Source organism: Bradyrhizobium sp. RP6 (genome assembly GCF_003837805.1).
In the GTDB taxonomy this organism is placed as follows: Bacteria; Pseudomonadota; Alphaproteobacteria; order Rhizobiales; family Xanthobacteraceae; genus Bradyrhizobium.
The window spans coordinates 25,267-39,866 of sequence record NZ_RQIT01000037.1 but is presented as its reverse complement, the minus strand read 5'-3'; the positions used below and the strand labels follow the sequence as shown (position 1 = coordinate 39,866).

Sequence of the window (14,600 nt, the reverse complement as noted above, 5' to 3'; positions counted from 1 at the left end):
GCCGCCGCCGCTCGAGCCCGCCCAAAACTTCGACCCGCATCGCCTGATGACCTTAAAGCTAGACCTAAGGTCACACGCTTCGCGAATTACCACCCGTCACGCAAGACGGTCCTCGTCGGAGCGGTACGGAAGAGCATGCTCCGCCGCAAGATCAGCTTGGTGGACTGTTCATTGAGTCATGGCGCGAGCTCACGACAGCAATCCGTATGACTAGTTTGATCGATCTTTTACAGCTCGATTCCGTGCGGCCCTAAGCACCCGGTGCATCACTTCGCTTTTGATCTCGCAGGCGATCTCGTTGACGTTGAGGTCCGAGCGACCGCTGGGCCTCGGCATCGCCCGTCAGACCCGCTTCGGCCCCGTTGGTTCAGCCGAATTTGAAACTCCTCGCCCATCGCATCGATGAGCCGATCGTCCATTGCTGCGTACTTATCCATTCGGTCGATAGATCTGATCAAGAAAATCAATTTTACCGCTTGCAGCGTCGTCAGATAGACCGTCGAGAGCGGCTGGGGCTAACCTAGGGAAGCGATGTCTCGAATGAAAAAGTCTGTGTTAGTGACCGCGAGCGCCCTCGCGCTTGCAACGGCGGTGGTGCCTCCTTTTGCTGCAAACGTTGCCGCGCAGCCGGTTGCGGCGAGTGCGCCGGTAGCCGATACATCATATCCTGAGTGCGTGGATGACCCGTTGAATGGCATCTGCGATCTGTTTTTTTGCTTGACGGATCCCTCGTGCGTCCGGCACTGACAACGGGAAACATATCAAGCAGAGAATGAGGGTCGACCCTCGTGCGGCCGCTGCTCCGACAGCGGCCGCGTCCTTATGCCGTATGGTTGCGCTGGCAGATAGTATAAGCCGGGCCTATTTGTTCTCTAAAGGCTATGATCAGAGTGACGGCTCACTTACAGCCCGTCGGTGACGCCCGCTGATCGTGCAACTGCCGCATCGGCGAAGATCGGGTAAACGGAAACAAGTCATTTCAGACGGCGCCACTGCGCTCCGACAGGAGCTCCTGCTCGATGTAAAGCTGCTCCAATTTTTCAGGATAGATTGCTTTTACGTGCTGGCCCCATAGCCGTCCTCCGGCTCGATGTTTCGCATTTCGGGCATCATAGATGTCATCCTCACCTGTTCGGGTATGACTAAAGCAGCGGTCGTGGCGTTACGGCCGTTCGTCTATGGTCGGGCACATAATTGAGTGGCGCCGTCTCCGGCATCATAAGCATGGCACAAAGCGCGGCCGCGCCCGCGAAAAGCATGTACCAGGCGGGCACGAGTGCACTCCCGGTAAGATGGATGAGCCAGGTGACGATCGGTTGAGCTGTGCCTCCAAAAATCGCTATCGCAAAAGCGTAGATCGTCGCGAACGCGCGACCACGAATGTACTTGGGCAAACCTTCGGCCATGCTCACGTAGAAGGCGCTATACGGAATCGTTCCGATCAGGGTGAGCACGCCGAGACCTCCTAGAAGTGCGAAGGCACTGCGGCTCTCTGCAATCCACAAGAATACCGGATAGGTCATCAGCAATGCAGTGACCTGCGGCCATATCATGATAGGCCGACGGCCTACGCGGTCGGCGAGCAGGCCGCCCAACAGTGCTGCAGAAATTCCGACCGTGTTGCTGATGAGCGTAGTAGCAAAGGCGAGAGGCGTGGAAACGCGGAGGGTGTTCAACGCGTAGGTCGTCATGTATCCCGTAACATAAGTCGTGATCGTGCAGCTGGCCAAGATGACAAATCCCAAGCTCATGATGCGGCGATCGGTAGGCCGTCGCCCCTCAGGCTGGGTGACAGGAACCGGCGCCTCGGGGCGGTGCAGCGTTTCGGGCAGGACGCTCCGCAACCAAAATCCAAACGGCAACGTGGCCGCGCCGAGCAACAGCGCGACCCGCCATCCGTACGCATTGAGCGCTTCGCTTGTCATGGTGAGCGAGAGTATTTCTCCAACCAACGCTCCGGCCGTCGCAGCTACCTGTTGGCTCGCGGGCTGAAAGGAGACCGCAAGACCGCGGGCTTTGGTGGGGGCCGCTTCCATCAAGTAGGCTGTCGTTGGACCGACTTCACCTCCGAGAGCAAAGCCCTGCAGCAAGCGTGCGAAAATGGCTAGCAACGGAGCGGCAAGTCCTATTGTCTCGTACGATGGCGTGATAGCCAATAACAGGACCGCGGCGCTCATCATGGCAAAGCTGGCAATCATCGCCGGTCGGCGGCCGGCCCGATCCGAATACGAGCCGAGCACGATGGCTCCGATCGGCCTGGTCACAAAGCCTGCGCCGAAGGTTCCGAGTGACAGCATGAGGCTGACAAACTGGTCAGTTGCCGGGAAGAACGCCTGACCGATCTGTATTGCGAAAAAGCTATAGGTCCCGAAGTCGTAGAATTCGATGATGTTGCCGATGGTTGCGCCCAACACCGCGCGGCGTGTCAAGCGTTCGTCTGCCGGACCGAGGACCGGCTCCAGCCTCTCTGGAGTAAATTGCCTCGCCATCCTCGACCTGATCTGGAGCGCGATCCATGGCCCGAACATTTCGACCAGACAGGTCGCGCAAAGTTGCATTCCACTTGCCCGAGTTCGTCCTCACGGCCATCGCCTGTTCACATGTAGGCTAAAGCGTGTCACGACGAACCTCACGGTAATCTCTGCAATAAAAATGCCCGCCTTTCGCGGCCCATTTTACCCTTGATCTGATGACTGGCCTTGCCGGCAAGACAAATATGAGAACCTGCTATAGTTGTCGGGCACCCAGACATTGCGCTGCTTTGGCGAGTTTGAGACAAATTGGCGGGTGCCGAACACGATCGGCGATGTCTCGCGCCCTTTCAGCCTCGGCCAGGTTGCGTCCGCTCCGTGAGGCGTCAGCGGGCCACGCCTTTCGTCGCCAAGCCGATTGTCGCCGCTCAGCGCGCCTGCGGCGGTCTCTCGCGCGCCGGGCAAGATCCACCACTCATCGGTGCTCCACCTTTGTGTCGCGGCCGGGTCCCGTCTAGCGGGCGAACCGGCTGCTCACGGGTCGCTCGCGTCTGGCGACCGCCAAGGCCCAGGTCGTCCGTCATAAGGTGCGTTCGGCGCTGCCCGCCCGCGCATGTTGGCTATCTCCTGCGCGAGGGCCTCACCCGGGACTGGGAGAAGGCCCGGCTATTTGGCCCAACGGCGACGAGGCCGATCTCAAGTCGTTCGGTGAGCGCTGCCAAAGGTTCAGGGGCGTACATCTTGGTCAACCACTTAGAGAGCTGTTAAGGCAAACCAGCGACGCATACCCAGGAGTTACCGTTCGTGCGCCCGCAACGGGCGAGCACGAATGTGCCCTACGGTTCTTCGCCAACGGACGCTTGGAGGAAGCGGACATTTCAGCGGCGACCTCGCCACCGCGCGCACGAAATTACGACGATTTTCCTTATTCAGGACACCAGTGAATTCTCTTTCCAACGCCCTGAGACGAGTGCCATCTGCATGACGCAGAGCGTCCATAGCAGCCGGGACAAAGTTGGCGGTTCCTATTGCCTCACCTGAGGATGTAACGTTCCGCTTGCCCGATGTAGCTCCGGCTGTCAGTCCGAGGTTGTATCATGGCGCGCAGGGTTCGAGGCACTGGGGACTTCGCGGAGTACCCACTACACGCAGCGGCAGTCCCCGGATCACCGGCACCGAGCACCCTTAGCCGTGCGCGGGAGGATCGTCTCAGCTGCTTTTGCGTCTCAGCGATTTCGTTCTCTCAGGTAAACACTTCGCTCCGCGGTTGCCGGACTCTCACGTAGGTCTCGCTTTCGTCTGTTCTCGCGCTGGCGCGGCTATCGCGGTCATTCTGGTTAGCGGCCCCGAGCATAGGCTCGAAGCGTCCGCCAGAACGACGGGTCGCGGGCAGAGGTCGAAATGCACATGTTCGGTGCAAGACTGGGTCTGGCCGCGGTCCGCATCACCTGGACCTCCTAACCAGCTTTACGCCCAGGTGAACGCAATGCACGACGCAGACCCACGCGCCGACTGCGAGGCCAGGCGGAATGAGACTTGGCTCGGAGATGATCGCATCAGACGTGGCAGATGCGGCTGCGGGTTTGTCTCCTTCTTCGACCTTTGTCAGCTTCTCGAAAGCCAGCCTCTTTAACATTCGACCTTGGCCACTCGATGACGAAGCCAGCCATCTCTGAATTCGTGACGAACTCAGCTCATTCCCTGGGGGAGATCTTCAAGAAGCCGTTGTTCTCACAACAGAAAGGAGAGCTTTATGGATCCGAACCCGATCGACAATGCCCGTTCCCCGGAATCGCCAACAGCGCACGTCTGGACACAGGAAGATCATGATTTGTTCAGTCAGATCATGAATGAAGCTGGCCCATCATCACCTGCCGCACCTGAGGAAGCGGTAGATGTCACATTCGCCGCTCCACAGAGATTTTTACACGGTTCGCAAATCGCCCCTGACGCGATGGTTGAGAGGCTGTTCCACCACGGTCTCTTGCCGGACTCGGACCAGCCGACGATGACCTATGAAATCCAAGGTCACCGCTACACGGCCGGTTTGGATGAGTCCAATCGCGTTCGTCTTGTTCATAACCCTGCGGAGGACCAAGTGGTTGGGGTCGGCCGGGCGGGGGTACCGGACTTCGGAGCCTTCTTCGCGGAGAAATGGCGCTACGGAATGCCGCTAGCACAGCAATGGGCCACACCTGCTCTAATGGAGAAGCTGCGCCACGACGGTTTTATGCCGACCGCAGATAACTCCACCACGATCCTACTTAACGGACGGGCCTACAAAGCCGAATTAGCCGAAGGAGGGTTCGTTAGGCTTACACGGGAGACAACCCCGCTGTGAACCGATCGCGCGTGGCTGGAGGCCTGCGATCACTTCGGTTGTCCTTAGCTGGAGAGACATTCGCCCAATAGTGGATTATTCGCGCAGCCAGTGGGTACGCATCCTCGGGCCCACTGGCAGCCCACGAGATGAACGGTCATCCTGGACGTTTCGTCCGCGTGGCGCCGGCCTGTCAGTCCCCCCTGCCATATTGCCTGGGAATTGCCTCATCTGAGGATGTTAGTTTCGCTTGATCGATGTAGCTCTGGCTATCGGCCAGTCCGGGATTGCACCATGCCGCGCAGGATCGGAAGTTTCTGGAGACGCGCGGAATGCCCATTACACGCGGCCAGCGCCGAAGCTTTAGCCGTGCGGGATGATCGTCTCGGCTGCTTTGCCTCTGAGCAATCCCAGCAAGCTCTGCTATGGTGTGGTGCAGGCCGAACTGTTCGGGGCGTTGCTTCGCGAGGCGACCGAGAATTGCATGCGCGGTCAGACGGAGCTCGGCCGCAAGCCAGCGCTCGATGTCGGCTGGGTCCGCGCAAGTTGGGTAGCGAAACCGCTGACCTGGAGGGGTTACTCGGAAACAGCGAAGGCCCTGCCTAGATAGCCTCGGCGGACGCGCGAGGTATTCTCAAGGAGCTGGCAGCAAAGGTCGCGTAGCCGCAACCACTGCCGCAAGTGGCTTCGCGCAGCGGTGGGATCGCGTAAGCGTATTTGTCGGTCGGGAGTCCGGTCAATTGGCACTACCAGATCTGGGCGTTTTGCAAGCAGTATCGCCGTAGGATCACGGCAATGAGCGCATGCACATAGGTGTGCGCAATCTGCTTCGAAACGCGGAAAAGAACGCCATGGCGAACATCAATCTCAATTCCAGATCTCTTGCAGGTGCACGCGCCGGACAGCGGGCCATCACCGCCCTAAAAGTCATTGTATGGAGAGCGCTGGCCCCGAGACGCCGAGGTTTCCAGATGACACGCGGAATGAAGCCGATGGCGCGGATGGTCGCAGCAACAAGGCGCGCGCTCGCCATGTACGATCTCGACCGGTGCTGCGCAATCTGGTGGCTCTATAGTCTCCATTTCGGATTCACCGGCGACGTGATGTTGGGGCTCGCTGCGGTCTCGGTTGCCCACGAGAGATCCCGCTGCGGAATTTAGAAATCGTGCATCGAGCGCATCCCAGCCCGGTCGCAATGGCGCGCACAATCGGCTTTGAAGCGAGTTCGTCCGGACCAAGAAATCGAGCTGTTATTAGTGGACGAGCTTTGGTTCGGGGGCAGAGTTGCGCCCGCCTCATCAAAGGCGGGTGATATGCAATCGTAGCAACCCGGCGAACAGCGTGATCGCGACATGCCAATCCTCGGCGGCAATTGCGCGCCGAGGACTGGTCATCAGCAAACTTCAGAACGGCATCTAAGAATCTGAAGTCGGGAGCCTCGTTAGTGAGGTCCTTAATTGAGCTTATAAGAGGCCTGAAAGCACGTACCCCACCGTTCCATGCTGTACTTCGCAAGAATGCGCGGGTCACCGACGCAGCCGCTGCTGCTGCACAAAGAGTCGCTGTCCTTTTTGGTCCACATGGCCCAATAGCGGCCACCGACCCCGACGCTGATGTTCTGGGTGAGGAAGTAGGACAACACGCCCGCAATCTGGACTCCGCCACCACCATTGCCGCGTTGTTCGTCAAAGGTGGTCTTGGGACGCAAGAGATGATAGTCGCGGCCTTTGAAATCGGTCCAGGGCAGGTAAGCGACATCAGCATTGAGGCGCCAGCGCTCGGTCAGCATAGTTTCGGCGCTCAGGCCGATTCGAGGCGCATTCCATTGAGTATCCTCCACACCGACGATCCTAGTGTCGCCCGGCTTCAGACATGCTTCATCCTGAGGCGCGACCCGAACGCAACCAATGGTATCTGAGCTCTGGCTGTAATAGGCCCAGCCTATAAATGCACCGACCTTGTAGTTCGCGCTGCGCAGGAAATCGTAACCGGCGTCCGCCGTGTAATATGCGAACCTTCCGTTTGACTGACCTGAAAGAGTATTTTGGTACGGGTATCCTTCCTGCTGGACCAGCCAATCTTCGTCGTTCATCTTCCCCTTGTTGAAGCTTCCGATCCCAAGGTTGCCCTTCAGGAACACTCCCCAGGGACTGTCGACCCGGCCGAATACCTCCCCCGAAAGCCCGTTCAGTCCGTGATAAGTGAGCCGCGATACGAGTATGCTGGGGTCTAGGGCATCGTTATTATTAAGTGCGCTGTGATCCCATTGGAATCGTCCCCGGCTCAGCCAGAGCCGCGAGCCGCCTTCGAACGACCAACCAGGCGCGTCGGGAATGGATGGTACGCTGCCCGCTGATTTCGCATACGGCGCATCGGACCTTGGTGCGGCCTCTGGGTCCACACCAAAGTGGTAGTTCAGACCAACTCTTCCGATGTGATAGTTGCTGGATAGGCTGGTTGTGTTCGCCGGCAGAATCGCAGGCGGAGATAACTGCACTGTCGAAGCGGTGGCGACACTTGGTCCGCCGAAATGCAGATAGTCATACTCGACATTCACCGACCATGCCGGCGTAAGGGCTCGCTCGAGACCGAGCGCGATCACGCCGCCAACTCGGCCATAATCGAAATGGGTTTTCTCCTGTGGCTGGTTCTCCGGTTCCACGTTGTTGACGACGTCGCCCCGATTGTTTTGCCAGGCTACGCCTGCCTTGAGATAGGCAAGCGTTTGCCCGAGCGGACCGAAGGCGTAGCCGATGCGGCCGATCCCGGTCGCAAAGAGGTTGGGACCTGCGTTGCAGTTTGCGCTTACAATCAAGTGGGAGGCGGCTAGGCAGGTGTTTGAGCCGTTGGCGGCAGCTGCGCTGGCATCCAGTTCGAGGCCGAACACCCAACTGTTGTTCTGCCAATTGTAGCCGATCTGGCCACCTGCGACGAACGATGGAATATCGACGCTGCCGCCATAGATCGACGGGCCAAAGGGATTGCTAAAGGAGGTTCGGCCGTACCCGCCGCCGGCGTGACCGCCAATGTAGCCTCCAGACCAGTTCCACACCGCCGGTGGCAGTACTTGTCGCTCGAGGTTCGCCATAGCTCTACCCGATGTGACGAGCGCCATCGTCGTAGCACCCAAAAAGAGAACTCTTGATCGCATAATGATTGCCTGCACTTTCCCGAGACGCGGTCCCGCTCGCTAAGTATCGCCGCACGGCAAATCGTCGCAGCGGCCAGACACGTAATGACGCGCCGGGCCGCTCCGAAGATCATCGCACCACGATTGGTGATGATGTCCTGAACGAAGCAAGCCGCGTGCCGGACTAATTCGTATATTTTGCAGGAGTTTCCTAAGAGTGTGTCGCGTCAACTCTCTACGTTGGTTTGAAGGCGGACAATTGAGCGTCGGTAGCACTGCATTGCGCGGCGAGGGTGGAAGGCGCGCGCATGTGCGACTTTCATGTTTTTTCGATTGCAATGTGCGCGGACCCGTTCCGCTCTGACTGAACAGCGTCATTCAAAGTGCAGTGTTCTTTTCCAGCACGAGCTGCCGTGACGGCCAGCGGCCGGTCGTTGCAAGTTTAGTTCGTGTTAGTTTTGGGAGCGTGAGTGCGCGAGAAAGCGAGCTCGTGTCCGGACCACTTTAGCGCGCCCGTTGTCTTGCGGCTTTCGTCGGCTTCGCGGCGTCCTCGAATGCTTTAGGGTGACCGGCGCGATATCCCTTCGCACAAGGTTTGCGAGGTCCACATGCTCAAGGCAATTCATGCCCAGCAGAGTTGTGAATGGCCGAACGGAAGGCGCAAGCGATCGTCGAAGATTTACGGACTGCGACGATGAGCAAGGTGGCCGCCGCGCAAACATGCCGCCCTTACTAAGAACCGACTGTCCCAGCCAAAGCCCCCGATGGGAGACCATCCTCGACGTGGATGCTCTCGCTGACACGGACAAGAAGAACTGGGTTCTTAAAAGGGTGGGCTGCCTCCCGCCCGAGGAGCGCCTATGCTTGCTCAACCTGTCCGAGGGCGGAAAGGACGCTGTGTTCGTCCGGGAGTTCGACGCAGTCGCCAAAACCTTCGTCACGAACGGCTTCGCACTCCCCGAGGGAAAACAGCAGGTCACTTGGGTAAATAGCGACACGGTCCTGATTACACGAGATTGGGGCGAAGGGACCATGACGCAAGCCGGTTACCCTTTCGTTGTGAAGGAGCTCAAGCGCGCTCAGTCGCTCGCGGAAGCGCGCGAGGTCTTCCGTGGTGAGCCGACCGATGTCGAGGCCAAACCATTCGTGCTGCGCGACAGTGAAGGCACGATCCATGCGACCGGCGCCGTCCGCAGGATCGGTTTCTTCGAGCATGAGTATGTTCTCTTTGGGTCCAAGCCGATTAATCTCAATCTGCCAAAGAAGGCGACCATTGGGGGCATCGCGAGTGGTCGCCTGCTGATGACGCTAAACGAAGACTGGATGCCGCCGTCCGGAGATACCCCTTCTCAGCCGGCTCGATCATCTCGTATGACCTGGCCGAATGGAGGCAGGATCCGCTGCGCGCCATGCCCACCCTCGTTTTCAAGCCTGGACCTCGACAAGCGATCAGCGGATTCACCGCCACAAGAAACTTGTTAATCCTAACGATTCTCGACAATGTTCAGAGTAGGGCGTTCGTCTACAAGTACAATCAGGCGCCTGGCAGGCCAGGCCGATCCCGCTTCCAGAGAATGCGAGTGTCGGGCTAGCTGCGGCATCGCATGAAACGGACGAGGCGATGTTCACCGTCTCCAGCTTTCTTAGCCCGACGATGCTCTGGTACTTCGACGCCGCAACCGAACGCCTTGAGACCCTGAAGACGACCCCTCCTAGGTTCGACGCCTCGAGACTTGTCGTCGAACAGTTCGAGGCAATCTCGCGCGATGGGACCCGCATTCCTTACTTTCTGGTACGACCCAAGAGCGCAAGATTTGACGGATCAACTCCAACGCTTCTCTCTGGCTATGGTGGGTTTCAGATTCCACTCATCCCCTATTACGCGGGTCCTACCGGACGACTCTGGCTCGAGCAGGGGAACGCGTATGTCGTCGCGAACCTGCGCGGCGGCGGTGAGTTCGGGCCCCAATGGCACCAGACTGCTCAAGGAGCAACGAAGCAGCGGACATGGGATGATTTTATCGCCGTCGCGGAGGACTTGATCCGGCGCAAAATCACTTCTCCCCGCCGGCTGGGCCTGGTCGGCGGTAGCCAAGGAGGCCTCCTGGTAGGCACCGCAATCACCCAACGACCCGACCTCTTCAATGCGGCCATCTTACAGGTGCCGCTGTTCGATATGGTTCGGTTCACCAAGCTGGGCGCCGTAGCCTCCTGGATCAGCGAGTATGGCGATCCCAGCACTCCCGAACAGCGCAAGTGGCTCGACGCCTACTCGCCCTATCAGAGGTTGGTGCCAGGCAAGACCTACCCGGGCCCCTTCATTCTCACGTCCACCAAGGACGACCGCGTGCATCCAGCGCATGGCCGCAAGGCAGCGGCGAGGCTCGCTGCGTTGGGCCAACCGTACTTCTACTATGAGAATACCGACGGGGGCATAGCGCCGCCGCCAACCTAATTGAACAGGCACGCCAGATCGCTTTGGAATATACGTATGCATCCCGGCGGCTTGTCGATGAGTGATGTCGAGGACGAAGATCTACTTCAATGATGAGGCTTGGCGGACGACGTTATCGGCAGCGGCGTCAGACCCGTCTTTGCTCATTCTCGGCGGGACGATCTCCCTGGGGGATGAATCCGGGCGATCAGCTACGCCCTCAGTCTCGCGTATCAGTCCGGGTAGGTCACTCAAGGCCGATTTCTCCTTGATACCCACCAGGCATTTCGTGTGAACAGCCCTCAGGGCAAAGCCGCTGCGTCAGCCTCTCGATCCCGTGGCTAACTTCGTTGGCAGTGCGGATGCGGATAGGGATAGCGCCTTTCTCATCAAGTCCCCTCGATAGGCGCCGGCGCATCCGCGCTGCGTTCCATCTATTGCTGACCGGCCTATATTGCTCAGTCGTGCGATGCTGTATTTCTCTCGCACCCTAGAGCCTACAATTTAAGTGCACAATCATCATCTGGCTCGCTTATCGTCGATCCGCAGTCGGTTGGAGGCTTACTGGAATTCCACCAATGCACTCCGACAATCGATCGATACGCGGAGTGCGACGAACATGGCAGTACAATATGCACGGCAGAGGGATGGGGGCGCAAAGCACCGAATTCGCAATTTGACGTCACAGAGACCTGCCCCCAACGGGGCGGAGTATCTAGATGGTGTGGTCCGCAACCGACAATGTCTCACTGATCAGCAGCCTGAACCGTCCGGGTGTCCTGACGTCGTGATGGCTGACAGCACGAAAGCATGTCTGAGTGGTTGCAGAAGTTTCCGTGGCGGATTGAGCGGGTGTTGATAGCCCACACACTATTGACCGACTGCGCAAAGGCCTGTCAGGTTGCGGTAAGCTATCACAGATACAGAGCCCTTGGGGTTAACGGGATGTGACAGGGACAGCGTTATCGCTCCAGATCGATCAGCGCCGAGTCACTTTTCCGCTAGTCTCAACGGCAGTGCGGATGTGGTAGGGACTAGTTGGCCTGGTTTCAGCCCCCGAGCCGGTTAGCACCGAGCCGCGCCCGCACTGTTTTACATCTTGCCCCGGGACCAATCCCGCTAGCTATCTCCGACAAGCTTCGCAGGTACTCTGGCGAAGGTCGGTACACCACCCGAAAAGGTGAGGGCCACGTACTTCCATTCCTGCCGCAGCGCGCGCAAGAGTGGCCTTGTATACTGCATGCCGCCACGAGAGCCGCCTGAACCGCGAGTTCGGCCGCTAGCGCTTCGGCGTTGAAGGCTATGCCATGGGAGAGTTGGTCGCGGAGCTTGGCGCGGGCTTCCTGTCTGCCGATCTCGGCCTAACACCGGAGGTGAGGGAGGATCACGCCTCCTATATCGGCTCTTGAATCAAGGTGCTGAAGAACGGACGCGCGATCTTCACGATCTCGTCCAATGCCCAACGGACGGCGGACTTCCTTCATAGGATTCAGGCCAAAAAATTCCGTCGCGACCTGAGCCGCGGCGGCAATCATCGATCTGGACCTCGTCATTTTAGCTCCAAATAGCTTAGGTCTCCAATGGACTCTGGACGAAGTTGTTGACTGGGCGTCCTCCGACTTACAGCGGGGCGGATTTTTCGCACCGGTTTCAGATAGATAAATCGCTGCGGCTGCAAGCATTTTGATTGAGGATGCATGGGTTTGAAGCCGAGGCCCGGTCTCAATCGCGGCGACCGTATCGACCCTGTGAGGTCAACGGCCCTGCTCACTCCTTGCATACCACGATGTCCGTAGATGCTGCGCGAGCGCTCGTCCCCCCCCGACCATGGGTTGCGAGTCCGGCTTGTGTGCGAAAGGCTCGAGGCCGAGCCTGATAACCAAGTCCTTTCCAGCCGACATAGACCGCAAGACGTGCAGCAACCACGAACTGCCGGGCGGCAACACAAGCCAGACCGTGAAAGCAATTAGTAAGCCGCCATTGAGGGCGAGAAATACGGCTCGTTCACTCATGAGGATCAGCGGACAAAACTTGCGATCCGAGTAACGCTGCTCGTCGATGACCCAGATCCTTCAAAATAGCCGGGGTCAGATTAAGGGCCGTCCGCAATGGTCGAAATCCATGCGTTTGGAAATGCTGCGCAATGATTGATAGTCCGCGTGTCGTATGCCGAAAGGCAGCCGGCGCCTTGCATCCCACGAGCAATTTGGGATCCGAGGCGCGCCTTGGCATGGGTGCAGCCACGCATCGAGCGGCGAGGGGGCAGCATGGCTCGCAACGTCGAGCGGCGAGAAGGAAATGCTCATGCGGATTGATCCCACGCACATGAGCGCGCGCGGCTCATGGCACGTGAGGAGGCGCCACTGGGTGTCACATCCGAGCAAGGCGACACCGAACAGGCGAGGAACTTGCCGCAGCGGAGCGGGGATTGCTGAGCCGGTACCAGGGTCTACTTTATGTCTCTGAAAACGTTAGTACTTCCGTTGACCGAGAATGTCGACCTGACATTTCGGAATGTCGGCGAGCGGCTACATTTATAATTGTCAGCGAGCGGCGACTTATGCTAATGTAAGCTAGCACTAACATTTGGGATTGGAATGCTTATCCGTACACCTGGCGACCTCGGCGCCGTCATTCGCGACAGACGCAAACGCCTCAAGCTAGACCAGGCGACACTGGCCAAGCGGATCGGCGTCAGCCGTCAATGGGTGATTGAGGTCGAGCATGGTCATCCCCGCGCAGAGCTGGCTCTTGTCCTTCGTGCTCTCGACGTTCTCGGCATCCCGGTGGACGTCAACAGTGGAGGGCCCACCAGCCGCGGGTCTACCTCCGCAGTTGATATCAACGCCATCGTCACCAAAGCCAAGGAAGGCAAGACATAATGGCCGAGCTCATTGCACTCTTGGATGGCACCGAAGTCGGTCGCGTCCGCAGTGAGGCGCGCGGCCGGCTGACCTTCGTCTATGACAATGCATGGCGCAACGCGGAGCGGGCCTATCCCCTGTCGCTTTCGATGCCGCTTGCCGCCGAGGAGCACGGTCCAGCCACCGTTCAGTCCTTCTTGTGGGGGCTGCTGCCTGACAACGAGCAGGTGCTCGAGCGCTGGGCCAAGAAATTTCAGGTATCGGCGCGCAACGTGTTTGCCCTCATCTCTAACGTCGGTGAGGATTGCGCCGGGGCTATCCAGTTCGTCACGCCTGATCGATTGGGGGCTCTGAAAACAGGCAAAGATGACAAGATCGAATGGCTGGATAAGTCGGAAATAGCAAATCGGCTTCGAGTCTTGCGCGAGGATCACGCTGCCTGGCGTCTGCCCAGCGACACGGGTCAATTCAGTCTTGCAGGCGCCCAGCCGAAAACCGCGCTTGTCCTCAAAGACAACAAATGGGGCATTCCGTCCGGGCGCATACCAACCACCCACATTTTGAAACCACCGACGGGCCATTTCGATGGTCACGCCGAGAATGAGCATATCTGCCTGCAGCTCGCACGCGAACTCGGGCTGCCAGCCGCTGAAACCAAGGTGATGCGCTTCGAACAGGAAATAGCGATCGTGGTTGAACGCTACGATCGGCAGGTCAGCGGGAACGACATTATCCGCGTTCATCAGGAAGATATCTGTCAGGCCATGGGCATCCCGCCGACCAAGAAATACCAGAACGAGGGCGGACCAACGCCTGCCGATGTGGTCGAGCTCTTGCGGACCTACTCGACAGACCGCGAGGCTGACCTTGAGACGTTCGTCAGCGCTTTGGTCTTCAACTGGCTCATTGGGGGCTCTGATGCTCACGCCAAGAACTATTCATTGCTTCTGGCCAGCGGCGCTCTCGTGCGTCTCGCTCCCCTTTACGACATCGCCAGCATTCTTCCTTACGACCACGTCGATCAGCGCAAGATCAAACTCGCCATGAAAGTCGGGGGTGAATACAAGCTCGATCAAATTGGCTTGCGTCAGTGGCAAAAATTTGCACGCGAGACGCGTGTTGATGCGGACGTACTCATCGCTACGCTGAACTCCATGGCCGGGCAGATCCCTGACCTGGTGGCGGACATTCGCACGCGAGCGCAAAAGGACGGATTGGAGAACGCTGTCATCGAGCGATTGGCAACGGCTTTGAGTACGCGAGCCAAGGATTGCGAACACGTTCTGAAGGGGATCTAGGATACGGATCATCCATCAATTGAAGGGAGTCGAACGCAAAGCTGCCGGTCTAGATTCATGATCTCGCGTTGAGTATTGCCGAT

8 protein-coding genes and 1 pseudogene are annotated in these 14,600 nt (G+C 58.6%); 7 read left to right on the top strand and 2 right to left on the bottom strand.

Translation table 11 applies throughout. The annotated features are described in order from the left end of the window. Positions 1-1,142 precede the first annotated feature (1,142 nt). Positions 1,143-2,489, bottom strand: a complete 1,347-nt coding sequence (locus EHH60_RS35400) for an MFS transporter (RefSeq protein ID WP_199752452.1) — start codon at positions 2,487-2,489, stop codon at positions 1,143-1,145. Positions 2,490-4,224: 1,735 nt separating this feature from the next. Between EHH60_RS35400 and EHH60_RS35395 the strand changes: the two genes are divergently transcribed. After that, entirely contained in the window at positions 4,225-4,812 is a 588-nt protein-coding gene (locus tag EHH60_RS35395) for a hypothetical protein (protein ID WP_036030845.1), read from the top strand. 830 nt (positions 4,813-5,642) lie between these two features. Further along, positions 5,643-5,951, top strand: coding sequence for a hypothetical protein (locus EHH60_RS38400; protein WP_245454677.1), 309 nt, complete (start codon positions 5,643-5,645; stop codon positions 5,949-5,951). Positions 5,952-6,244: 293 nt separating this feature from the next. Here EHH60_RS38400 and EHH60_RS35380 read toward each other — a convergent pair whose 3' ends face one another. Then, positions 6,245-7,879 carry an outer membrane beta-barrel protein gene (locus tag EHH60_RS35380; RefSeq protein ID WP_199752450.1) on the bottom strand — a complete coding sequence of 545 codons (1,635 nt, stop codon included), beginning with the start codon at positions 7,877-7,879 and terminating at the stop codon, positions 6,245-6,247. A 666-nt stretch (positions 7,880-8,545) separates the two neighbouring features. Here EHH60_RS35380 and EHH60_RS38395 point away from each other — a divergent pair. From EHH60_RS38395 to EHH60_RS35360, 5 genes and pseudogenes are all read left to right on the top strand, one after another. Then, positions 8,546-9,403: a prolyl oligopeptidase family protein gene (locus tag EHH60_RS38395; protein ID WP_349629091.1), complete on the top strand. Its 858-nt coding sequence runs from the start codon at positions 8,546-8,548 to the stop codon at positions 9,401-9,403. 139 nt (positions 9,404-9,542) lie between these two features. Next, positions 9,543-10,376, top strand: coding sequence for a prolyl oligopeptidase family serine peptidase (locus EHH60_RS38390; protein ID WP_349629090.1), 834 nt, complete (start codon positions 9,543-9,545; stop codon positions 10,374-10,376). A gap of 1,274 nt (positions 10,377-11,650) precedes the next feature. Further along, a pseudogene (locus EHH60_RS38910) lies at positions 11,651-11,764 on the top strand (zincin-like metallopeptidase domain-containing protein); the annotation flags it as partial. A 1,188-nt stretch (positions 11,765-12,952) separates the two neighbouring features. Further along, positions 12,953-13,237 (top strand): type II toxin-antitoxin system Y4mF family antitoxin, encoded by a 285-nt coding sequence (locus EHH60_RS35365; protein ID WP_036030851.1) that lies wholly within the window; start codon positions 12,953-12,955, stop codon positions 13,235-13,237. After that, complete coding sequence (locus EHH60_RS35360; RefSeq protein WP_245333439.1) at positions 13,237-14,517, top strand: type II toxin-antitoxin system HipA family toxin; 1,281 nt, start codon at positions 13,237-13,239, stop codon at positions 14,515-14,517. The genes EHH60_RS35365 and EHH60_RS35360 overlap by 1 nt, the downstream gene beginning before the upstream one ends. Positions 14,518-14,600: the final 83 nt, after the last annotated feature.